The organism is Bradyrhizobium sp. S69 (assembly GCF_009766005.1).
In the GTDB taxonomy this organism is placed as follows: Bacteria; Pseudomonadota; Alphaproteobacteria; order Rhizobiales; family Xanthobacteraceae; genus Bradyrhizobium.
Genome location: NZ_LMUK01000004.1, coordinates 19,464 through 42,015, shown reverse-complemented (window position 1 = coordinate 42,015; position 22,552 = coordinate 19,464). Strand labels below are relative to the sequence as shown.

Here is a 22,552-nt window from a genome sequence, read left to right as displayed (position 1 = left end):
AGCCAGGTCTCGCCGGGGAGAGCACGATATAAGCTGTAAGGCCATTGCGCAGGGAAGGCCGGAGTGTTTCCGCTGAACCTGTATGCTCGTGTGCGCGTTGCTATGTGTATCTTGGCACGCGAGATCGCGGGTGCAGCGCGCACCCGGTCTTCCCTGCGCCCTCTCTTTTTGAGGGCAAACGTTTTTGCAAAACTCGGGCGCATCGCGTCGCGAGACCGTCAAATCATATCTGCCAGCAATTAGCGGATGCCGCGGCACATCCATCGAGCTCTCTGAACGGCGGATGAACGATCGGTCACATTATTATGTGTTCGGGAACCTAGTCACAGCGCTTACGCTATCGTGATTGCACTCGAATCATCCAAGGGGGATTCCATGAAGTCACTCGCCTATGTTTTCGCAGCTTTGCTCACCCTGGCCGTTGTCGCGCCGTCGGCGGCCAGCGCGCACCATCATCACCACCATCACCATCACCACCACTAATGAGATTGGCCCCTTAACCGGGGCCTTTTTCTTATCGGCTCCGGGACATTCAACCGATCCGGCGGTTGCGTGGGAACCTGGATCGCGGTCAAGCGACGCTTGATCTCGCGAACGGCTTGCTGAGGAATTTCGATCCCTTCAGGCCGTAGCGCCACGGCAAATCCGCAGCCTTGGTGATTCCGATGCGGACACCGGTGGCAATATCGGCTTTGCCGATGCGTGCATGCAATCCGAACGGTGGCTGGTCGAGCGCCAGCTCGCTGGTCCGGATGGTGATCCCGAGCGCTTCGCACAGCTTGCCGGGCCCCGAACACAGCGCGCGCTCATCCTCTACGCCGCGACGACGGCGCATCGCGGCGAGGCCATGGGTCGGCTCCAGCGCGCGGATCAGCACCGCGCTGGCGGAGCCTGCTTTTTCGCAGACGAAATTGACGCACCAATGGATGCCGTAGGAGCGATAGACGTAGGAGAAACCGGGCGGTCCGAACATCACCATGGTGCGCGGGGTCGGCCCGTTGAACGAATGCGCGGCCGGCTCGGTCTGGTGATAGGCTTCGACCTCGACGATGATGCCGCCGACGCCATTGACCAAAAGGGTCGCCCCGATCAGATCGGGCGCGACGTCATGGACGCTGCGGTCGAAGAACGAACGCTTCAGCGGCCGCCCCAATTTGGGGGCAGGTGCCTCGGTTGCGATTCGGGTCGCGGAAATGCGGTTTCGAGCCATTCAAAACGATCAGCGGCGGGCGGGGCGGACGGAACTGCGTGGAGGCCGATATGCTAGAGGTTCCAGGCGTCCATGGCGAGCGGTTGCGATTCCCGGTCAGGCGGATTAGCTAAAGCGTTTTCGAGCGAAGTGGGCACCGGTTCGCATGAAGAAAACGCGTCAAAACAAAAGACTATAGCCCCGTTCCGATTCCGTCGGAACGGGGCTATAGGGCATCTGTTGAGAACGGATAGTGCATGGTCGTCGTCGTCGATACCATTTCAGCCACGCCGCTGCGCCCGCGTCACCCCGAAAAGGTGAACCGGCCGGACGCCTTGTCGCCGCCGAAACCGGACTGGATCCGGGTTCGGGCGCCGAATACGCGCGGCTATGCCGAGACCCGCAATATCGTCAAGGAAAACGGCCTCGTCACGGTGTGCGAGGAGGCGGGTTGCCCGAACATCGGGGAGTGCTGGGACAAGAAGCACGCTACCTTCATGATCATGGGCGACACCTGCACCCGGGCCTGTGCGTTCTGTAACGTCAAGACCGGCATGCCGGGCGCGCTCGATCCGCTGGAGCCGGCGCATATCGCGGAAGCGACCTTCAAGCTCGGGCTCGCCCATATCGTGATCACCTCGGTCGATCGCGACGACCTCGCCGACGGCGGCGCCGCGCATTTTGCCGAGACCATCCGCGCGATCCGAGCCCGCTGCCCGCGCACCACGATCGAGATCCTGACCCCGGATTTCCTGCGCAAGGAAGGCGCGCTGGAGATCGTGGTTGCGGCGAAACCCGACGTATTCAACCACAACCTCGAAACGGTGCCGTCGCGCTATCTCACGGTGCGCCCGGGAGCGCGCTATTTCCATTCGATCCGGTTGCTGCAGCGGGTGAGGGAACTCGACCCCACCATCTTCACCAAGTCAGGCATCATGGTCGGGCTTGGCGAAGAGCGCCATGAAGTGCTGCAGGTGATGGACGATTTGCGCACCGCCGAGGTCGATTTCCTCACCATCGGGCAATATCTGCAGCCGACCCGCAAGCATCACGCCGTGATGCGCTACGTGCCGCCGGATGAGTTCGCCGGCTACGAGAAGGTGGCCTATACCAAGGGTTTCCTGATGGTATCGGCGAGCCCCCTGACCCGCTCGTCGCATCACGCCGGCGACGATTTTGCGAAACTCGCGGCGGCGCGGGCGGCGATCTCCCGCTGAGCGTTCGATAATGCCGAGATTTTCCAGCAAGCGCCGCGTTCATCACAGCGCGCCCCAGATGTTCGATCTGGTGGCCGATGTCGAGCGCTATCCCGAATTCGTGCCGTTGTGCCAGTCGCTGAAGATCCGTCAGCGTACGCCGCAGGCGGACGGCACCGAGATCGTGATCGCCGACATGACGGTGTCGTTCAAGCTGGTGCGGGAATCCTTCACCAGCCGGGTGACGCTCGACCGCGCCAATCTGAAAATCCTGGTGGAATATCTCAAGGGGCCGTTCAGCAATCTGGAGAACCGCTGGACCTTCGAGCCGAAATCCGACACCGATTGCGACGTCGGCTTTTTCCTGAGCTACGAATTCAGGAGCCGGATGCTCGCGCTGTTGATGGGCACCATGTTCGACGCCGCGTTTCAACGTTTTGCCGCAGCCTTCGAAAAGCGCGCCGACGTGGTTTACGGCAAACCGGACATTGCAAAGTCGTCGTAAGGCCTCACGCCCGCGTCGGACGCCGCCGTTTGACCGCGGTTCGGCGCGGCGAGCGGGCGAGGCGCGGGCGCAGGCGGCTGGTGGTTTCTCGCTGGGGCTTGGCGGACGGTTGCGGCCCGCGCGCGAGCTCCATCAGCATGCGCAGCGCCTCCACAACGGAGCGCTGACGCACCGCGGTGCGTCCGATCGCGCCAAAGCGGCATTCGCGATGCAGGATGCGTCCGTCGCGGGCGGCGGCGGCGAAATGCACCAGGCCTACCGGCTTGCCCGGCGTGGCCCCGCCAGGGCCGGCAATGCCGGTGATCGAGACCGCGAGATCGACGCCGGCTTTCTCCAGCGCACCGATCGCCATCGCGGTCGCGGTTTGCTTGCTGACCGCGCCGAAGGTTGCAAGCGTGGTGGCCTCGACGCCGAGCATCGCGCGCTTGGCATCGTTGGAATAGGTGACAAAACCGCGGTCGATCACGTCGGAGGAACCGGGAATGTCGGTCAGTGCGCCCGCCACCAATCCGCCGGTGCAGGATTCGGCCGTGGCGATCGTCAGCTTGCGCATCCGGCACAAATCGAGCAGCGAGCGGGAGAGGGCGCGGGCGTCGCTGCCGCTCATGTCAGTCGCTCCGGCCCTGATCGTTCGGGCCCTTATCGTCCCAGGGAAGGCGGATGGTGGCGCTTGCGGTCGCCGCGATACCTTCCTCGCGGCCGGTAAAGCCGAGCCGCTCACTGGTGGTCGCTTTCACTGCGACACGCGAGATGTGCAAGCCGGTGATCTCGGCGATCCGCGCGCGCATGGTGTCGCGCAGCGGTCCGATTTTCGGACGCTCGCAGATCATGGTCACTTCGAGATTGGCGATACGGCCGCCGCGCGCGGTGACGCGATCGACGGCGTATTTCAGGAAGCGGTCGGACGCCGCCCCCTTCCACTTCATGTCGCTGGGCGGGAAATGCGATCCGATATCGCCGTCCGCCAGCGCGCCGAGAATAGCGTCGACCAGCGCGTGCAGGCCGACGTCGCCATCGGAATGCGCCAGAAAGCCGCGGCTGTGCGGCACCCGAACGCCGCAGATCATCAGGTGATCGCCGTCGCCGAAGGCGTGAACGTCATAGCCGGTACCGGTCCTGATATCGCCGAGCGCTGCGGCAAGGCGGGCTTCTTCGCGGGCGAAATCTTCCGGTGTCGTCAGTTTCATGTTTGCAGGATCGCCTTCAAAGGTCGCCACCGTCAATCCCGCCCATTCCGCCAGCGCGGCATCGTCGGTGAAATCGCTGCGGCCATCGCGCGCGGCGCGGCGATGCGCATCGAGAATCACATCGAACCGGAACGCCTGCGGGGTTTGCGCGATGCGCAGCCGCGCGCGCTCCGGGGTCGCTTCGACATTCCCGGTCGCGCCAACCAGCTTGATGGTGTCGGTGACGGCAATCGCGGGAACGGCAGCGCCGGTGCGACCGGCGGCTTCGATGGCGCGCGAGATCACCGCCGCCGTGACGAACGGCCGCGCGGCGTCGTGGATCAGAACGATATCGGGCTTCTCGCTCGCAAGCGCTTCAAGGCCGGCGTGCACCGAGGCCTGGCGCGTGGCCCCGCCATTGGCGGGCGGTGCGTGGCGCAAGCCGCTGACGGCCTCGTTGAAAACCGCGGCATCGTCGGGATTTAAAACCGGCTGCACCGCGAACACCTGCGGATGGCGACAAAATGCCTCCATCGCCCGATAGATCACGGTCTGGCCGCCGATCTCGCGATATTGCTTGGGACCTCCCGCGCCGGCGCGAAGTCCGCGTCCGGCTGCGACAAGGATGGCTGCGGTACGCTCAGATTTGGACATGGTGACTCAATGAAAGGCAATTCAAGGTTGTTTTCGGGGCGGATCGGCTTGGCCGGCGCACAGCCCTTATCATGCCAGCGGCCCAAAAACAGAGCGATTCCCAATAGCTGTGGGAAAACTTGTTTTTGCTGCAGTGCACTTGCACATTTGATAGAACTGTCTAAAGTGTAGGCATGAAGCTTGACTGCCCAAGGTTTGAGCGCAGAATGTGCAGCAGCCGTCGCAATGATGCGGCAGGCGGAAAAACGAGACACCCGTGACCGGCTCGCCATCGTCGTGCCTTAAGCCTTTGAAAATAGGCGGTATTACAGTCTCCAATTCGGTCTTCCTGGCGCCGATGTCGGGCATCACCGATGCCCCGTTTCGACGTCTGTGTGCAACGCTCGGAGCCGGACTTGTCGTGTCCGAGATGACCGCCAGCAACGATCTCGTCAATGGCCGCCCGATGTCGCGGTTACGCTGCGAGGCGACCGGGGTCGGCCCACATGTTGTGCAGCTCGCGGGCTGCGAGGCGGATTGGATGGCGGAGGGCGCACGGATCGCGGAAGCCGCGGGCGCCGACATCATCGACATCAATATGGGCTGTCCGGCGCGCCATGTAACGGGGGGCCAATCCGGGTCGGCCCTGATGCGCGATCTCGATCATGCCCTGACCTTGATCGAGGCCACGGTATCGGCGGTCAAAATTCCGGTGACGCTGAAGATGCGGCTCGGCTGGGACGATCGCTCGCTCAATGCGCCCGAATTGGCGCGCCGCGCCGAATCAGCCGGCGTACAGATGATCTCGGTGCATGGCCGCACGCGCTGCCAGTTCTACAAGGGCGAAGCCGATTGGAGCGCGGTGCGCGCCGTCAAGGATGCGGTTGCGGTTCCGCTGGTCGTCAACGGCGACATCACCTCGTTCGAAAAAGCCGTCACCGCGCTCGAAATGTCCGGCGCCGATGCCGTGATGGTCGGCCGCGGCGCGCAGGGCCAGCCCTGGCTGCCGGGCCAGATCGGCCGTCGTCTTCAGGGCGGAGCCGCCGAATCCGCGCCGTCGCTGGCGCAACAACTCGGCTACATCCGCGCGCTCTATGATGAAATCTGTGGCCATTATGGTCTGCGTATCGGTCTGCGCCACGCGCGCAAACATCTCGGTTGGGCGCTGGACGCAGCCTCCCAGTGCAGCCGGGCGCCGGCCGCGACGATCAAGGCCTGGCGGCAGAAGATTCTGACATCAAGTGATCCCGCCGGCGTGCATCGCGCGCTGCAAGATGCATTCGACGACTTTGCATGGAGCGCAGCTGCATGACGAGAGCCGTGGAACATCTCCGGCCAGCGCCGTCCGATGGCGAGGCCATCCTCAACGCGCTTCCCAATCCGGTGTTGCTGGTCGGGCCCGATGGCAAGATCGTCGACGCCAACATGGCGGCGGAATCCTTCTTCGAGATTTCGACGCAATTCCTGCGGCGCCAGTCGCTGAAGGAACTGGTGCCGTTCGGCAGCCCGTTGCTGGCCCTGATCGAGCAGGTCCGCGCCAGCGGCTCGCCGGTCAATGAATACAAGGTCGATCTGGGCACACCGCGGATCGGTGGCGACCGCCAGGTGGATCTGCACGTCGCGCCGCTGACCGAACGGCCCGGCCATATCGTCGTGATGCTGCAGGAGCGCACCATCGCCGACAAGATGGACCGGCAATTGACGCACCGAAGTGCCGCGCGTTCGGTGATCGCGCTGGCGGCGATGCTGGCGCACGAAATCAAGAACCCGCTGTCCGGTATCCGCGGCGCGGCGCAATTGCTGGAGCAGGCGGCCTCGTCCGAAGACCGCATGCTGACGCGACTGATCTGCGATGAAGCGGACCGCATCGTCACGCTGGTCGACCGCATGGAAGTGTTCGGTGACGACCGGCCGGTGGCGCGCGGTCCCGTCAACATTCATTCCGTGCTCGATCACGTCAAGCGGCTGGCGCAATCCGGTTTCGCCCGCAATATTCGCTTCGTCGAGGAATATGATCCGTCGCTGCCGCCGGTGCTGGCCAATCAGGACCAGTTGATCCAGGTATTTCTCAATCTGGTGAAGAACGCCGCCGAAGCCGTCGCCGATCTCGGCTCTGACGCGGAAATCCAGCTCACCACGGCGTTTCGTCCGGGCGTTAGGCTTTCGGTGCCGGGCAAGAAATCCCGCGTGTCATTGCCGCTCGAGTTCTGCGTCAAGGATAACGGGCCGGGCGTACCCGAGGACCTCTTGCCAAATCTGTTCGATCCGTTCGTCACCACCAAACAAACCGGCAGCGGGCTTGGCTTGGCGCTGGTGGCCAAGATCGTCGGCGACCATGGCGGCATCATCGAGTGCGAATCGCAGCCGCGGAAGACCACTTTCCGGGTGCTGCTGCCGATGTTCAACAGCGCGAAACATTTCGATCAAAGCAACCGCGATGACGTTTCGGGTACGTCACAGGACTCAAGATGAGGATTAACAATGCCCGCAGGTAGCATACTTGTCGCCGATGACGACACCGCCATCCGTACCGTGCTCAATCAGGCGCTCTCGCGTGCCGGATATGAGGTGCGGCTAACCGGGAACGCCGCGACCTTGTGGCGCTGGGTCAGCCAGGGCGAGGGCGATCTCGTCATCACCGACGTCGTGATGCCGGACGAGAATGCATTCGATCTGTTGCCGCGGATCAAGAAGATGCGGCCGAATCTGCCGGTTATCGTGATGAGTGCGCAGAACACCTTCATGACCGCGATCCGTGCGTCCGAGCGCGGCGCCTATGAATATCTGCCCAAGCCGTTCGACCTCAAGGAACTGATCGCCATCGTCGGCCGCGCACTGGCGGAGCCGAAGGAACGTATCGCCAACCCCGCCGATGAAGCCGAGTTCGATTCCATCCCGTTGGTCGGCCGTTCGCCGGCGATGCAGGAAATCTATCGGGTGCTCGCGCGCCTGATGCAGACCGACCTTACGGTGATGATTTCAGGGGAATCCGGCACCGGCAAGGAACTGGTCGCGCGCGCGCTGCACGATTACGGCAAGCGTCGCAACGGTCCGTTCGTCGCCGTCAACATGGCGGCGATCCCGCGTGACCTGATTGAATCGGAATTGTTCGGCCATGAACGCGGCGCGTTCACCGGCGCCAACACGAGGGCTTCCGGACGGTTCGAACAGGCCGAAGGGGGCACGCTGTTCCTCGACGAAATCGGCGACATGCCGATGGAGGCGCAGACCCGCCTGCTGCGCGTGCTGCAGCAGGGCGAATACACCACCGTTGGCGGTCGCACGCCGATCAAGACCGACGTGCGGATCGTGGCGGCGAGCAACAAGGATCTGCGGATCCTGATTCAACAGGGCCTGTTCCGCGAGGATCTGTTCTTCCGCCTCAACGTGGTGCCGCTGCGGCTTCCGCCGTTGCGCGAGCGGATCGAGGACTTGCCCGACCTGATCCGGCATTTTTTCGCGCTGGCCGAAAAGGACGGCCTGCCGCCGAAGAAGCTCGATGCGCTGGCGCTGGAACGGATGAAGCAGCATCGCTGGCCGGGCAACGTCCGCGAACTGGAGAACCTGGCGCGCCGGCTGGCGGCCTTATATCCGCAGGACGTGATCACGGGTTCGGTGATCGACGGCGAATTGGCACCGCCTGCCGTGAACTCGGGCGGCAGTGTTTCCCTCGGCGTCGACAATCTCGGCGGCGCGGTCGAGGCCTATCTGTCGTCGCACTTCTCCGGATTTCCCAATGGCGTGCCGCCGCCCGGCCTCTATCACCGGATCCTCAAGGAGATCGAAGTGCCGCTGCTGACGGCGGCGCTGGCCGCCACCCGGGGCAATCAGATCCGCGCCGCCGATCTTTTGGGCCTCAACCGCAACACGCTGCGCAAGAAGATCCGAGATCTGGATATTCAGGTGTACCGGAGCGGGGGCTAGCGAGACGGCGTAACCTCCCGCAATGAGGCAGTAAAACCACGGGGAACGTCGCTTTTCTCGGAGGGGCACGCCGCGGAATTGTCGCAATTCGGCAACATTGTGATATGAATGCATCAGTCTGTCGCTGGACAACTCCGGCGACCAGACGGCCTTCAGCCCCATTGCCGGAATGACCAGCGCAGACCCTTCGACCCCACCGTTCGATCCGACGCTTGCCGAATCCAAGAGGGGTCTCTTGCGGAGGTGGCTGGCGCCGTTTGCCGTCGGCCTGGCGCTGCTGTCGGCCTTCCTGACCTTCGTGGTGCTGACCGGCGTGACCCGGGTCGCGCCGACCCGCGACGTTGCTGTCACCTTCATGCTGATCAACGGCGCCACCATCCTGGTGCTGATCGGCTTCATCATCCGCGAGATATGGCAGATGCTCCAGGACCGCCGCCGCGGTCGGGCGGCGGCGCGGCTGCATTTCCAGGTCGTCGGCCTTTTCTCCGTGATCGCCGTGTTGCCGGCGGTCCTGGTCGCGATCATCGCCAACTTGACCATCGATCGTGGGTTCGAGCGACTATTTTCAGGTCCGACCCGCGAGGTCATTCAGAACTCGCTGAGCATTGCCAGGGCTTACACCAATGAGCATGCGCAGCTCATCCATGGTGACATTCAGGGAATGGCCAACGACATCGCGCGTGCCCGGCCGCTCTACGACCAGGACCGCGGCACGTTCCAGGAGCTTTTGACCGCGAGTGCTGCCGCGCGCAATCTCCCGGTCGCAATGCTGATCGACAAGGATGCCACGCCCCTGGTGAAGGCGGAAACCGGCGTTCAGCTCAACTTCAAGCCGCCGCCCGCCGAGTTCCTCAGCAACGTCAATGAGAACGAGCCTGAGATTTCGGTGTTCCCCGAAAACTACGTGGCGGCGGTGATCCGGCTGCGGGCGTTTGACAATACATTCCTTTACGTGGCTCGGCTGCTGGATCCCCGCGTGGTCGCGCAGCTGCGGCAAACCGAAGCCAGCGTCGCCGAATATGCCGAGATGGAATCGCGCCGGCTAGGTCTGCAGGCCAATTTCGCGCTGATTTTCGCGGTGATCGCGCTGACCATCCTGATGGCCTCGGTGCTGATCGGCTTGAATTTCTCCAATTGGCTGGTGTCGCCGATCAAGCGGCTGATGAGCGCCGCCAATATGGTCTCGACCGGCAATCTCGACGTACAGGTGCCCGTGCACAAATCGGAAGGCGATCTCGCCCAACTCGGCGAGACCTTCAACAAGATGACGCAGGAATTACGCACCCAGCGCGACGAACTGGTCAGCGCCAGCGATCTGATCGACAGCCGCCGCCGGTTCATCGAGGCCGTGCTGTCGTCAGCCAGCGCCGGCATCATTGGTGTCGATGCCTCCGGCAGCGTCGGCATCATGAACCGTTCCGCCGAAAAACTGATCGGCCACGCTGAATCCGAGACGCTGGGTCATCCGCTATCGGAGGTGCTGCCCGAACTCGACGATATGATGCAGTCGGCGCGCGAGGGCAACCAGCGGCTGGTTCAGGGCCAGATCACCATCAACCGCGAAGGCCACGAGCGCAATCTGTCGGTTCGGGTCAGCGCCGAGTCGACGAGCCAGGCGCGCGACAGCTTCATCATCACGCTCGATGACATCACCGAACTGGTCTCGGCGCAGCGGACTTCGGCGTGGGGCGACGTGGCCCGCCGCATCGCCCATGAAATCAAGAATCCATTGACGCCGATCCAGCTCTCGGCCGAGCGCATTCGCCGCAAGTTCGGCAAAGTCATTACCGAAGACAAGGCGATCTTCGAGCAATGCACCGACACCATCGTGCGCCAGGTCGACGACATCAGGCGGATGGTCGACGAATTTTCCCGCTTCGCACGGATGCCGAAGCCGGTCATGGAAGGCGAGGACGTCTCCGACACCGTGCGGCAGGCGGTGTTCCTGATGCGGGTCGGGCATCCCGACGTCGATATCGAAGCCGAAATCAAGCAAGATCCGCTGCGGGCGCAGTTCGATCGGCGGCTGATCTCGCAGGCGCTGACCAATATCATCAAGAACGCGACCGAGGCGATCGAGGCCGTCCCTCCGGATGAACTCGGCAAGGGTCGTATTGATGTCATCGCCGCGCGCGACAACGAAGACATCGTGATCGACGTCATCGATAACGGCATCGGCCTGCCCAAGGTCAGCCGGGCGCGTTTGCTCGAACCCTATGTCACCACGCGCGAGAAGGGCACCGGCCTTGGTCTCGCCATCGTCGGTCGCGTTCTGGAGGACCATGGTGGCCGAATCGAACTCAAGGACGCATCCGATTTCCGGCCCGGCCAACGCGGGGCATGGATGCGGTTGCGATTTGCGGTCTCGGGCGAGGCGGCCAAGGATGAGGTGAACAAGCCCGAACTGAACCAGTCTGGACCGAACAGAGCCGAGGCAAGCGAGACCCAAGCGAAAGTACCGACCGTCGATACCAAAGGCCCGGCGGCCGAAACAAAACCGCCGGAATCGGGAACCGTTGAACCGGTTGAAGCGACCAATAACCAAGCAAAAATCAAAGCCGCAACAGGCAATTGACAAGACAGGCGTGATCCATGGCGAATGACATTCTCATTGTTGACGACGAAGCAGATATTCGAGATCTGGTCGCCGGCATTCTCGACGACGAGGGATTCTCGACCCGGACCGCGCGGGACAGCGATTCGGCGCTGACGGAAATCGCCAATCGCCGGCCGCAGCTGGTGTTTCTCGATATCTGGCTGCAGGGCAGCAAGCTCGACGGGTTGCAATTGCTGGAGCAGATCAAGAAAGACCACGCCGACGTGCCGGTCGTGATGATCTCCGGCCACGGCAATATCGAGACTGCGGTCGCGGCGATCAAGCGCGGCGCTTATGACTTCATCGAAAAGCCGTTCAAGGCCGATCGGCTGATCCTGGTGGCGACCCGGGCGCTGGAGACGTCGCGGCTGAAGCGCGAGGTCAAGGAACTCAAGCAATTGGCACCGGCGGCGAGCGTGTTGACCGGACGCTCGGCCTGCATGAACCAGTTACGCCAGACCATCGAACGCGCCGCCAAGGCCAACAGCCGCATCCTGATCGTCGGCCCCTCCGGCTCGGGCAAGGAACTGGCGGCGCGCACGCTGCACAATGCTTCGAGCCGCGCCGAAGGCCCGTTTGTCGTGATCAACGCCGCGGCGATCACGCCGGAGCGCATGGAAGTCGAACTGTTCGGCATCGAGCAGTCCAATGGCGAACAGCAGCGCAAGGCGGGCGCGCTGGAAGAAGCCCATGGCGGGACGCTGTTCATCGATGAAATCGGCGACATGCCGCGCGAAACCCAGAACAAGATCCTGCGGGTGCTGGTCGATCAGACATTCCAGCGTTCCGGCGGCACCGCCAAGGTCAATGTCGATGTTCGCATTATTTCCTCCACCGCGCGCAACCTGGAAGAGGAGATCGCCGAAGGACGGTTCCGCGAGGACCTCTATCACCGGCTCTCCGTGGTGCCGATCCGGGTGCCGCCGCTGTCGGAACGCCGCGAGGACATTCCGGAACTGATCGATTATTTCATGGACCAGATCTCGGTCGCGACCGGCTTGCCGAAGCGCCAGATCGGACAGGACGCCATGGCGGTGCTGCAGTCCCACGTCTGGCCCGGAAACGTCCGGCAGCTTCGCAACAATGTCGAGCGCGTCATGATCCTGGCGGGCGGCGGTCCGGAGGTCATCATCACCGCGGACATGCTGCCGCAGGACGTGGGTTCGATGGTGCCGGCGATGCCGACCAGCAACAACGGCGAACACATCATGGGGTTGCCGCTACGTGAGGCCCGCGAAGTGTTCGAACGCGATTATCTGATTGCCCAGATCAGCCGCTTTTCCGGGAATATCTCTCGCACGGCGGAATTTGTCGGCATGGAGCGTTCGGCGCTGCATCGCAAGCTCAAGGCCCTGGGCGTCGGCTAAACGCCACCCGGGATCGCGCATCCATGCATTTGCTTGAGAAATTGGGACATTTTCCGGACTTTTCCCGGGAATTGCCCATTTCGGCGGTGGTAGTCACACGTGAACTGGCTTGCCTAAAAACCGCGCCTGCCTTCTAATCATGCCGCCGCGCCCCCCGGAGGGGGATCTCAGGGGAAGCCGGCAACCGGGGGACGCTCCATCAGAGAGCAGCAACCGGTTCAATAAAATAAAAAGAACGGGACAAAAACAATGGCGGCAGACCGCGCACAAAACCTACAAGACACCTTCTTAAATCACGTTCGTAAAACCAAGACACCGCTGACGATCTTTCTGGTCAATGGCGTAAAGCTGCAGGGCATTGTCACCTGGTTCGACAATTTCTGCCTGCTGCTTCGGCGCGACGGTCATTCGCAGCTTGTATACAAGCACGCGATCTCGACCATCATGCCGGGCGCGCCGATCCAGTTGTTCGAAGGCGGCGAGGATGCTCCGGCTTGAAAGTGATCTGATTGGAACCCCGAAATCTTGAGGGGAATGCCGACCGTCCGCGGTCGGCGGGGGGTAAAGCGACCGGGCGGGTGATCGTCATCGGCCCTTATTTGCGGATGCGCCGCGGTGATCCCGAGGCGCAAACGGAGAGTCATGCCATGCGCGGGTCGGAGGCGCGGCTCGAGGAGGCCGTCGGCCTCGCGCGTGCCATCGACCTCGTCATCGCGGAGGCGCTGATCGCGGCGGTCAGCGAGATCAGGCCTGCGACCTATCTCGGCAAGGGCAAGGTCGAGGAGATCACAGGCCTCATCACCGGACATGACATCGAACTCGTGGTGATGGATTGCGCGCTCTCGCCAATCCAGCAGCGCAATCTCGAGAAGGCCTGGAACACCAAGGTGCTCGACCGCACCGGACTGATTCTGGAAATCTTCGGCCGACGTGCCAAGACCCGGGAAGGCACGTTGCAGGTCGAACTGGCGCATCTGAACTATCAGCGCAGCCGCCTGGTGCGATCATGGACCCATCTGGAGCGCCAGCGTGGCGGCTTCGGTTTCATGGGCGGTCCCGGCGAGACCCAGATCGAGGCCGATCGGCGCCTGATCGGCGAGCGCATCACGCGGCTGGAGAACGAGATCAAGAAGGTCCAGGCCACGCGGCGGCTGCATCGGGCCGGCCGGCAGCGGGTGCCTTATCGCGTGGTCGCGCTGGTCGGTTACACCAATGCCGGCAAATCCACGCTGTTCAACCGGCTGACCCGCGCCGACGTGCAGGCCGCCGACATGCTGTTTGCGACGCTCGATCCGACCTTGCGCGCACTCAGCCTGCCGCATGGCGGCAAGGCGATGCTGTCGGACACCGTCGGCTTCATTTCCAATCTGCCGACCCAACTGGTGGCGGCCTTCCGCGCCACGCTGGAAGAGGTGCTGGAGGCCGATATCATCCTCCACGTCCGCGATATCGCGCATGAGGATGCCGAGGCTCAGGAGCGCGACGTCGACACCGTGCTGCGCCAGCTCGGCATCGATCCGAATGGTAGCCAGGGTATCCTTGAAGTCTGGAACAAGATCGATCGCTTCGATCCGGATGAGCGCGAGAACCTGCGCAATATCGCAATGCGCCGGCCGCCGGAGCGGCCATGCTTCCTGGTCTCCGCGGAAACCGGCGAGGGCGTCGATGCGCTACTCGCCGCGATCGAGGACCGGCTCGCCGCAACGCGGATGACGCTGGATCTGTCGATCGACGCCTCCGATGGCGCCGGCATCAGTTGGCTGCATCGCAACGCCGAGGTGCTCAACAAGGAGCTGAACGACGGCCGCTTCGACATGACCGTGCGCGTCGACGAAACCAAGCGCGACATCGTGGTCAACCGTTTCGACGCGGTGCCGCACCCGGTATAAGCGGCTTCATGATCGTGGCGTTGTCGCGGGGGGCGACCCCTCACTCCTTCGTTTTCGCCTCGTTCCACAGCGCATCCATCTCGGCCAGCGAAGCGTTTTCGAGCGATCGCCCCTGTGCTGCCAGCGTCTGCTCGATATAGCCGAAGCGACGTTCGAACTTGGCATTGGTGCCGCGCAGCGCAAGGTCGGGATCGGCCCCGACATGCCGCGCCAGATTAACCAGTGCGAACAGGAGATCGCCGGTCTCGCCGGCGAGTTCATCGGCGTCGCCATGATCGAGGGCCGCTTCGATCTCGTCGGCCTCTTCGCGGATCTTGCGCAGCACCTCGCGCGGATCGTTCCAGTCGAAGCCGACGCTGGAAGCCTTGCGCTGCAACTCCATCGCGCGGCTCAGTGCCGGTTGTCCGGCCTTGACGCCCGAGAGTAACGCTACGCTCGTTGGCTGCGCCTCCGGCGGCCGCCGCGCCGCGCGTTCAGCCTTTTCTTCGGCCTTGATGCGATCCCACGCACCCTTGACATGCGCTGGCGTGATCACGCCGTCATGGTCGGCGAAAACATGCGGATGCCGCCGGATCATCTTGCGCGTGATCGCCTCGACCACGTCGGCGAATGCGAACGCGCCTTGTTCTTCCGCCATCCGGGCGTGGAACACCACCTGCAGCAAGAGGTCGCCGAGTTCGTCGCACAAATCGAGCAGGTCGCCGCGCGCGATCGCCTCCGTGACTTCGTAGGCCTCCTCGATGGTGTAGGGCGCGATGCTCGCAAAGTCCTGTTCGAGGTCCCACGGACAGCCGGTGCCCGGCGTTCGCAGCGCCGCCATGATCTCGAGCAAGCCTTTGATGTCGCGGGAAGGGGTCATGATGCACCGGGGCCAGGATACGCTGAAAGGATACGCTGAAATCTGAGTTGTTCAGGCCTGTATGCCGCAAGACGCTGGCCCATCCCAGCGAAACGCGCCGGATTTCCCGCCGTTTCCACCGATTGGCGCGGGTGCCGATGGGTGCTATGGGCAGCGCCATGAGCGATCAATCGAGCGACCGGTTCCAGACCGAGACCGCGCTGGTGCTGTTCTCCGGCGGGCAGGATTCCGCGACCTGTCTGGCGTGGGCATTGCAACGCTTCGCGCGGGTCGAAATGCTCGGCTTCGATTATGGCCAGCGTCACCTGATCGAGCTGGAGTGCCGTGCCAATCTGCTCGATGGCATCAAGGCCTTACGGACGGATTGGGCCGCGAAACTCGGCCAGAGCCATACGTTGGAGATTCCGACGCTGGCGGAGATTTCCGATACCGCGCTGACCCGTGATGTCGCGATCACGATGGGCCAGGACGGCCTGCCCAACACCTTCGTCCCCGGCCGCAATCTGGTGTTCCTGACCTTCGCCGCGGCGTTGGCCTACCGGCGCGGCATCAGCCACATCGTCGGCGGCATGTGCGAAACGGATTATTCCGGCTATCCGGATTGCCGCGACGAGACCATCAAGGCGTTGCAGACCGCGCTCAATCTCGGCATGAGCAAGGCATTCGAACTGCATACGCCGCTGATGTGGCTGGACAAGGCCAGTACCTGGAAGCTCGCCGGCCAGCTCGGCGGGGCAGGGCTGGTCGACCTGATCTGCGAGCATTCCCACACCTGCTATCTTGGCGAACGCGGCGCGCGACACGCCTGGGGATATGGCTGCGCCGAATGCCCGGCCTGCGCGCTGCGGGCAAAGGGCTGGAAGCAATACGCCGAGCAGCGCGGATAGCAGCGTCTGGCGCGGGCGGCCGACCGTCGACGCGGAAGCTTTGTGTTTTTTATTTCTGGACATGTCCTGAACGCGCAAGACCATTCACCTCGTCGCGCGTCATTTTTTTATCCACGAATCGAGCTTGCTGTTTTATAGCGAAGCATGATCCTGCGGCGCTCCCGCTTTGTTCATCTTTTGCCGGTTGGCGACGATCGCTCACTCATCGTGCACGCGATCAGCCATATGCGCCTGCCTGCCAATGGCGAGATCTGCGCCCTGCTCGAGCATTTCACCGAGCCGCGCCGAATCCCGGAGGATTGCGAGGCCATGATGGCGCTGTTTCCGCAAGCGCGGGATACGCGGACGGATTTGCGCGAGGTGATTGAGCGCACGGTGCTGGACCTGCGCGAACGCCAGATCCTGACCGACCAGACACCCGAGCAGGAATTGGCATCGGTCGGCGCCGAGCTCGCTCCCACCCATGGCCGAGATCCGGCCGAAATCCTCGAACGTTATCGGCGTGATCGGCAGCAAGGGCCGGCGTCCTATTGGGCGGTCGGCGCCTCCTACGGCATCGACGATTTCGCCGCCATCGGCGAGAGCCTCGATGTCATCCTGATGGGCGATTGCGATATCCAGATGGAGGCCGATTTTCTGCGCCGGGAAGCGGCGCGGCGCGGCATCGATTTGCGGGTGTCGGCGACGTTTCCGGACGACATTCGCTTTGTCGGTGAGAGGAAGCATGACGCCGTCTTCATCGGCGCGTTGCGGGCCCGCCATCTCGTGGCCGGCGATCTCGCCGACGGCCTCAATCCGCATGCCGCCTTCATCGCCTTTGCCACGCAGCTTCTGACGCAATTGCGCGAGATGACCGCAGCGCCGATCCTGATCGACAATCTGCCGGAACCGACCGTGCAGCCGATGGGGCTGGCGGAGCGCGGCATTGCCGGACACCGCACCCGGTTCCGGCTGACCAATGTCGCGCTCGCCGAATTGGCGAACTCGCTTCCGGGTGTCTACGTCGTCGACGTTGCGGCAGCATTTGCCGCGGTCGGCTCCGAACGCATGCTCGACGATGGGCAGGTCGGATTCACCCATTTCGGTTCGCCCGGATGGATGCTGCAACGGCCGGAAAGCGAAAAGGCCGCCGTCCACGGCATCTTTCCGGATGTCGCTCCGCTGGCCCACCTGCTGGATGGCGACCCCTATGGTCGCGAAGCGCTGATGGCCGCGAGGCATATCGATGCGCTGGTCACCGTGACCGGAAGCGGGCGCAAGAAATGCGTCATCCTCGACCTCGACGGCACGTTGTGGCCGGGCGTGCTGGCCGAGACCGGCAGCCCGTTTGCGTGGACCCCCGAAGTCAGCGGCGCCTTCTCCTTTATCGGGCTTTATTTCGGCCTGCACGAAGCGCTGCTGGCGCTCAAGAAGCGCGGCATCGTCTTGGCCTGCGTCAGCAAGAACGACGAAGCCACCGTTCGCGAACTCTGGAAATATCCCGATCACTATCCGGCACAGCGTCTGCTGAAGCCCGACGATTTTGTCACCTGGCGCATCAATTGGAACGACAAGGTCGGCAATATCCGCGAGATCGCGGCGGAACTGGGTTTTGCGCTCGATGCGTTCCTGTTCATCGATGACAATCCGGTCGAACGCGACCGGGTTCGCCAGCGTCTGCCGGAGGTGGAAGTCTGGGGCGAGGACCCGTTCGGCCTCAGGCGTCGATTGCTGAACGATCCCCGTTTGCAGTTACCGGTGATCACCGAGGAGGCGGCCGCGCGCAGCACGCTGGTCAAGGCGCAGATCGAACGCCAGCATCTGCGGGCGGAGACCCTGAACGACGCGCGCTATATCGAATCGCTCGGGATCCAATGCCGGTTCGAATGCCTGACGCCGACCTCCGCGCGATGGCAAAGGGTCGAGGAACTGTTCCAGCGCACGACGCAATTCAACACCAATGGCCGCAAGTTCTCTGCCACCGAACTGGCGGCGCTCGCCGCCAATCCAGAACCCTGCGTTTTTGCGCTGGATGTGTCGGACCGCTTCGGCCATCACGGACTGGTCGGAGCCGCCGTGGTCGCCGGGAACGAAATCCAGGGTCTGGTGGTCAGTTGCCGGGCGCTCGGAATGGGGATCGAACACAGCTTCCTGCGTCATGTCCTCGATACGATGCGAGGCACGATAAAAGGCAGATCGCCTGCGCTGCGCGGGCAAATCATCCCGACCGCCCGCAACATCCCGGTGCGCAACCTCTATCGCGATAACGGTTTTGCGGAAGTCGAGGCCGGCGTTTGGGAATGCAGGCTTTGAGGGCGGGACGCGAGGCCTACCCCTCGAAATCCTCGGGGCGCAATTCGATCGGCGTGCCGTGCGGGGTGCGATCGGCGGCGTGATCCCAGGCATCGCGATAGCGGTGCAGCGTCTCTGATGTCGCGACGCCCTTCGCCGATACCAGCCGCTCCAGCGTGGCCATCCAGTGCCGGTAATAGGTCTCGCCGGTGTCGGGATCGCCGGCCGCCTGCGCGCGCTTGATCTCATCGGACAGCGTGGCGGCCCATTCGTTCCAGCTGAACAGCCCGCGCTCATGCAGCGTCAGCGCCATCGCGAAGGCCTGCGCCTCCCACGGCTCGCGAAACACCGGCCCCTCGGCGTCATGGGGAATGCCGGGGACGGCGCCGGTCGCGCGCGCCGCAGCGGCCGCATCCATCATGCCGGCTCCAGATAGGGCTCGAACGCATCAACCGAGATCTTGACGGTCGGATCGGCATCCGGCCCCCACAATTCAGCGCCGTCGAACACCACCGTGTAGAGCCATTGCGGGTTCTCGCCGGCCTCGATCGCGGCCGTATCGGGATAAACACTGCAGCCGAGATTGAGCTCGACCACGCCGACATGGCCGCGCACGTAACGCGGCAGCCGCGTATGCGTCGTGGGGTGGATGTTCTTCGCACGCACCCGGTCACCCGGCTTGAATTTCGCGGGCGCCGGCGGCGTACGGCCGAATTGACCGCGCACCATGATGCGCTCGACCTGGTCGACCGTGAACTTGCCATGCTTGAGCGGTTTCGGCGGTTCTGCCGCGTGGCCGGCCGCGACTTCCGCCGTGGTGATGTAGCCCTTGGCGATCAAATTCTCCTCAAGGCCAAGCAGCCATTTCTTGTAGTAGGAGCTGGTGAGATAGACCTCAGGGGGCAACGCCTCGCGGTAGGAACGCGAGGTATCGATGTTGAAGGCGCCCGCGGCCCCCATCGCCCGCACCATCGCCAGCACGCGGCTTTCCCATTCGGTATGAAACATCGGTTCGTTCGGCTCCGGCTCGACCTTGCCGAAGCCGTCCATGCCGCCCATGTCGTGCACGCCGTTCATGAGGGCGCGCCCGGCGTTGTGGGGAATCCGGTTCCGATCATGGAGTCGCGCGTCACGATCTCGGCCAACTGCGCCTCGCTCCAGCCCTCGGTCCCCTCCGGCCGCATCGGCAACACCAGAAAACGCGTCTCGGCGGTCGAATCCCAGACCCGGATTTCGGTGTCCGTAGGCAGGCTGACGCCGAAATCGGCCAGCACGCCGCGCGGATCCTTGACGGCGCGGGAACGGTAGGGCGCGGCCTTGTACCAGACCGGCGGCAGCCCCAGCACTTCCCAAGGATAACAGGAGCACAGCGTGCACACGACCATGTTGTGGCGCTGCGGCGTGTTCTCGACCGCGACCAGATGATCGCCGACCCGGCTGACATGGCCGAGCGTGCCGACGGCCTTGCTGGCATCCGCCAGCAGGGCCTGTTTGAAGGCCGGATCGGACCAGGCTTTTGCTACGACCTGCGCGCCGTTGCGGGGGCCGATCTTGCTCTCATAGGCCTGGACGATGCTGTCGAGCGCGGCCGCGTCGACATAGCCTTTTTCGGTCAGGATGGTTTCGAGCGCGCGCGTGCGCAGCTCCATCTCCGACAATTCCGAATGGTCGTGATCGTGATCATGGTTGCTCATGGGCTTAAGAATAATCGCCCGGTCGGGCGCTGTCGAGATCGGCGCACCCGCAAACCGGCATGGCCGGTCCGTCCTCACGGTAAAAGCGCAGGCGAGAACAGCGCGGGATCGCTATCCCGGACTCACCGCGAACAGCAGCAGCGAGCGACCGGTCACTTCGTAGGCGCTGCCGGCCTTGAACAGCTCTTCGGAAGCCGCATCAGGCATGTTGGTGTCGATCAGCAGCGACCAGGATTCGCTGGTATCGGAGGCGGGCAGGGTGAAGCCGACCGGTCCTTCCCAGCTATTCATGACCAGCAGCACGGTCTTGTCGTCGCCGCGCCGCTTGATGCCGGTCTTCTGCGCGCGGCCGTCGAGCATCATGCCGAAGCACTTCATCCATGGGTTCTTCCAGTCGGCGTCCTGCATCTCGTGGCCGCTGGCGTTGATCCAGGTCACGTCCTTGATGCCGAGCCCCTCGTCGAATTGCCCGGTCAGGAACCGGCTACGGCGCAGGGCAGGGTAGGACTGCCGCAGTTTGATCAGGCGTTTGGTGAATGCGAGCAACCTGTTGGCATCGTCACCCAGATTCCAGTCGAACCAGGAGATGTCGCTGTCCTGGCAATACGCATTGTTGTTGCCGCGCTGGGTCCGACCGAATTCGTCGCCGCCGAGCATCATCGGCGTGCCCTGCGAAAACAACAGCGTCGCCAGCATGTTTCGCTTCTGCCGCTGGCGCAGTGCGGCGATCGCCTTGTCGTCGGTCGGGCCTTCGACGCCGCAATTCCAGGAACGATTGCTGGAGCTGCCGTCCTTGTTGTCCTCGCCATTGGCTTCGTTGTGCTTGTCGTTGTAGCTGGCCCAGTCGTTGAGGGTAAAACCGTCATGGGCGGTGATGAAATTAACGCTGGCCCAGGCGCGGCGGCCGCCATGGTTGAACAGGTCGCTGGAGGCGCAGAGGCGCGGCGTCAGGGCCGCAATGCTTGTCTCCGCGCGCCAGAAATCGCGCACGGTATCGCGGAATTTGTCGTTCCATTCGGCCCAGCCCGGCGGAAAGCCGCCGACCTGGTAGCCGCCCGGCCCGCAGTCCCACGGCTCGGCAATCAGTTTGACTTGGGCGAGCAGGGGGTCCTGATCGACGGCTTTCAGGAAGCCGCTCTGATCGTCGAAGCCGTAAACTTCACGCGCCAGGATGGTCCCGAGGTCGAAACGAAAGCCGTCGATATGCATATGCGACGACCAATAGCGCAGGCTGTCAGCGACCATCTGGATGACGCGCGGGTGCGACAAATTGACGGTATTGCCGGTGCCGGTGTCGTTGATGTAGCGGCGCTTGTCGGCGGGCAGCCGGTAATAGCTGACGTTGTCGATGCCCTTGAATGACAGCGTGGGGCCGAGTTCGTTGCCCTCGGCGGTATGGTTGTAGACGACGTCGAGAATGACCTCGAGGCCACCGGCGTGCAGCCGCGCCACCATCTCCTTGAATTCGCGCAAACTGTTGGGAACGTCCGACGCGTAGCGCGGATCGGGCGCAAAAAACCCGATGGTGTTGTAGCCCCAGTAATTGGTGAGCTTCTTGTCCAGCAAATTGCTGTCGTTGATGAAGGTGTGGACCGGCAACAACTCGATCGACGTCACCCCGAGCGCCGTCAGGTAATCCACCATCGGCTGGCTGCCGAACCCCGCATAGGTGCCGCGCAGATTTTCAGCAACGCCTGGGTGCTGCTTGGTAAAGCCCTTGACGTGGACCTCGTAGACGACGGTCTGATCCCACGGCACGGCCTGCCGGCCGGCTTCACCGGTCCAGTCGAAATCCGGATCGACGATCACGCATTTGGGCATGAAGGGCGCGCTATCGCGTTCGTCGAACGTCAGATCGTCGCCGGTTTCCATCTTGTAGCCGAACACGGCGGAATCCCACTTCAGCGAGCCGGCATGGGCGCGCGCGTAGGGATCGAGCAACAATTTGTTCGGGTTGAAGCGATGCCCGGCCTCGGGCTGATAGGGGCCGTGGACCCGATAACCGTAAAACGTGCCCGGACCGACATCCGGCAGATAGCCGTGGAAAATCTGGTCGGTATATTCGGGAAGTTCGATGCGGCTGAGTTCGCGCTCGCCGGTCTCGTCGAACAGGCAGACCTCGACCTTGGTGGCATTGGCGGAAAACAGGGCGAAGTTCGTACCCTTTCCGTCCCAATGCGAGCCGAGCGGGTAGGGCAGACCTTCTTCAATTGATTTGACTGGCACGCTGTCCCCCGAACGACCCGCGCCCCAATGCGCCGATTACAACGATGATAGCTCCGGATTGTTGCAGTGCGTTGGGGGATTTTTGCGGAACGGCGCCCCGTTGCTCAAGCGCGACGTCCGGCATGGGTGGAGCACGTGCCCCCGCGCTTC

The 22,552-nt window shown here is 63.2% G+C and carries 19 protein-coding genes; 11 read left to right on the top strand and 8 right to left on the bottom strand.

Features of this window, described 5'->3' with window-relative positions:
* Positions 1-571 precede the first annotated feature (571 nt).
* The gene (locus GSQ88_RS00535; RefSeq protein WP_159005276.1) at positions 572-1,210 is read right to left on the bottom strand and encodes a DNA-3-methyladenine glycosylase; all 639 of its coding nucleotides are present in this window, start codon (positions 1,208-1,210) and stop codon (positions 572-574) included.
* A gap of 236 nt (positions 1,211-1,446) precedes the next feature.
* Between GSQ88_RS00535 and lipA the strand changes: the two genes are divergently transcribed.
* Positions 1,447-2,406, top strand: coding sequence for a lipoyl synthase (lipA, locus tag GSQ88_RS00530; RefSeq protein ID WP_159005275.1), 960 nt, complete (start codon positions 1,447-1,449; stop codon positions 2,404-2,406).
* Positions 2,407-2,416: 10 nt separating this feature from the next.
* On the top strand, positions 2,417-2,890 hold the full coding sequence (locus GSQ88_RS00525; RefSeq protein ID WP_159005274.1) for a type II toxin-antitoxin system RatA family toxin: 474 nt from the start codon (positions 2,417-2,419) through the stop codon (positions 2,888-2,890).
* Positions 2,891-2,894: 4 nt separating this feature from the next.
* Here GSQ88_RS00525 and GSQ88_RS00520 read toward each other — a convergent pair whose 3' ends face one another.
* A complete protein-coding gene (locus tag GSQ88_RS00520; protein WP_159005273.1) occupies positions 2,895-3,497 on the bottom strand; it encodes a CinA family protein in 603 nt (200 codons plus the stop codon).
* A gap of 1 nt (position 3,498) precedes the next feature.
* The gene (locus tag GSQ88_RS00515) at positions 3,499-4,710 is read right to left on the bottom strand and encodes a bifunctional 2-C-methyl-D-erythritol 4-phosphate cytidylyltransferase/2-C-methyl-D-erythritol 2,4-cyclodiphosphate synthase (protein ID WP_159005272.1); all 1,212 of its coding nucleotides are present in this window, start codon (positions 4,708-4,710) and stop codon (positions 3,499-3,501) included.
* Between the two features lie 289 nt (positions 4,711-4,999).
* Here GSQ88_RS00515 and dusB point away from each other — a divergent pair, with 289 nt between their 5' ends.
* The 7 genes from dusB (at position 5,000) to hflX (ending at position 14,465) form a co-directional block, all read left to right on the top strand.
* Positions 5,000-6,001, top strand: coding sequence for a tRNA dihydrouridine synthase DusB (dusB, locus tag GSQ88_RS00510; protein ID WP_159005279.1), 1,002 nt, complete (start codon positions 5,000-5,002; stop codon positions 5,999-6,001).
* Positions 5,998-7,161 (top strand): two-component system sensor histidine kinase NtrB, encoded by a 1,164-nt coding sequence (locus tag GSQ88_RS00505; RefSeq protein ID WP_159005271.1) that lies wholly within the window; start codon positions 5,998-6,000, stop codon positions 7,159-7,161. Before dusB ends, GSQ88_RS00505 begins: the two co-directional genes overlap by 4 nt.
* 9 nt (positions 7,162-7,170) lie before the next feature.
* Positions 7,171-8,613, top strand: coding sequence for a nitrogen regulation protein NR(I) (ntrC, locus tag GSQ88_RS00500; RefSeq protein WP_159005270.1), 1,443 nt, complete (start codon positions 7,171-7,173; stop codon positions 8,611-8,613).
* 169 nt (positions 8,614-8,782) lie between these two features.
* Positions 8,783-11,188, top strand: coding sequence for a sensor histidine kinase NtrY-like (locus tag GSQ88_RS00495; protein ID WP_159005269.1), 2,406 nt, complete (start codon positions 8,783-8,785; stop codon positions 11,186-11,188).
* A gap of 17 nt (positions 11,189-11,205) precedes the next feature.
* On the top strand, positions 11,206-12,576 hold the full coding sequence (ntrX, locus tag GSQ88_RS00490; protein ID WP_159005268.1) for a nitrogen assimilation response regulator NtrX: 1,371 nt from the start codon (positions 11,206-11,208) through the stop codon (positions 12,574-12,576).
* 249 nt (positions 12,577-12,825) lie between these two features.
* Positions 12,826-13,074, top strand: coding sequence for an RNA chaperone Hfq (gene hfq, locus GSQ88_RS00485; protein WP_006020546.1), 249 nt, complete (start codon positions 12,826-12,828; stop codon positions 13,072-13,074).
* A gap of 11 nt (positions 13,075-13,085) precedes the next feature.
* The gene (gene hflX, locus GSQ88_RS00480; RefSeq protein ID WP_159005267.1) at positions 13,086-14,465 is read left to right on the top strand and encodes a GTPase HflX; all 1,380 of its coding nucleotides are present in this window, start codon (positions 13,086-13,088) and stop codon (positions 14,463-14,465) included.
* Positions 14,466-14,505: 40 nt separating this feature from the next.
* On the opposite strand, the gene mazG is transcribed toward hflX, so the two are convergent.
* A complete protein-coding gene (gene mazG, locus GSQ88_RS00475; protein WP_159005266.1) occupies positions 14,506-15,324 on the bottom strand; it encodes a nucleoside triphosphate pyrophosphohydrolase in 819 nt (272 codons plus the stop codon).
* Between the two features lie 158 nt (positions 15,325-15,482).
* Between mazG and queC the strand changes: the two genes are divergently transcribed.
* Positions 15,483-16,211 carry a 7-cyano-7-deazaguanine synthase QueC gene (queC, locus tag GSQ88_RS00470; protein ID WP_159005265.1) on the top strand — a complete coding sequence of 243 codons (729 nt, stop codon included), beginning with the start codon at positions 15,483-15,485 and terminating at the stop codon, positions 16,209-16,211.
* A 225-nt stretch (positions 16,212-16,436) separates the two neighbouring features.
* Positions 16,437-18,503 (top strand): HAD-IIIC family phosphatase, encoded by a 2,067-nt coding sequence (locus GSQ88_RS00465; RefSeq protein WP_159005264.1) that lies wholly within the window; start codon positions 16,437-16,439, stop codon positions 18,501-18,503.
* A gap of 16 nt (positions 18,504-18,519) precedes the next feature.
* On the opposite strand, the gene GSQ88_RS00460 is transcribed toward GSQ88_RS00465, so the two are convergent.
* From GSQ88_RS00460 to glgX, 4 genes are all read right to left on the bottom strand, one after another.
* Entirely contained in the window at positions 18,520-18,900 is a 381-nt protein-coding gene (locus GSQ88_RS00460) for a nitrile hydratase accessory protein (RefSeq protein ID WP_174247876.1), read from the bottom strand.
* The gene (nthB, locus tag GSQ88_RS00455) at positions 18,900-19,559 is read right to left on the bottom strand and encodes a nitrile hydratase subunit beta (RefSeq protein ID WP_159005262.1); all 660 of its coding nucleotides are present in this window, start codon (positions 19,557-19,559) and stop codon (positions 18,900-18,902) included. The genes GSQ88_RS00460 and nthB overlap by 1 nt, the downstream gene beginning before the upstream one ends.
* On the bottom strand, positions 19,556-20,176 hold the full coding sequence (gene nthA, locus GSQ88_RS00450) for a nitrile hydratase subunit alpha (RefSeq protein WP_159005261.1): 621 nt from the start codon (positions 20,174-20,176) through the stop codon (positions 19,556-19,558). Before nthA ends, nthB begins: the two co-directional genes overlap by 4 nt.
* Positions 20,177-20,287: 111 nt before the next feature.
* Entirely contained in the window at positions 20,288-22,402 is a 2,115-nt protein-coding gene (gene glgX, locus GSQ88_RS00445; protein ID WP_159005260.1) for a glycogen debranching protein GlgX, read from the bottom strand.
* Positions 22,403-22,552 lie beyond the last annotated feature (150 nt).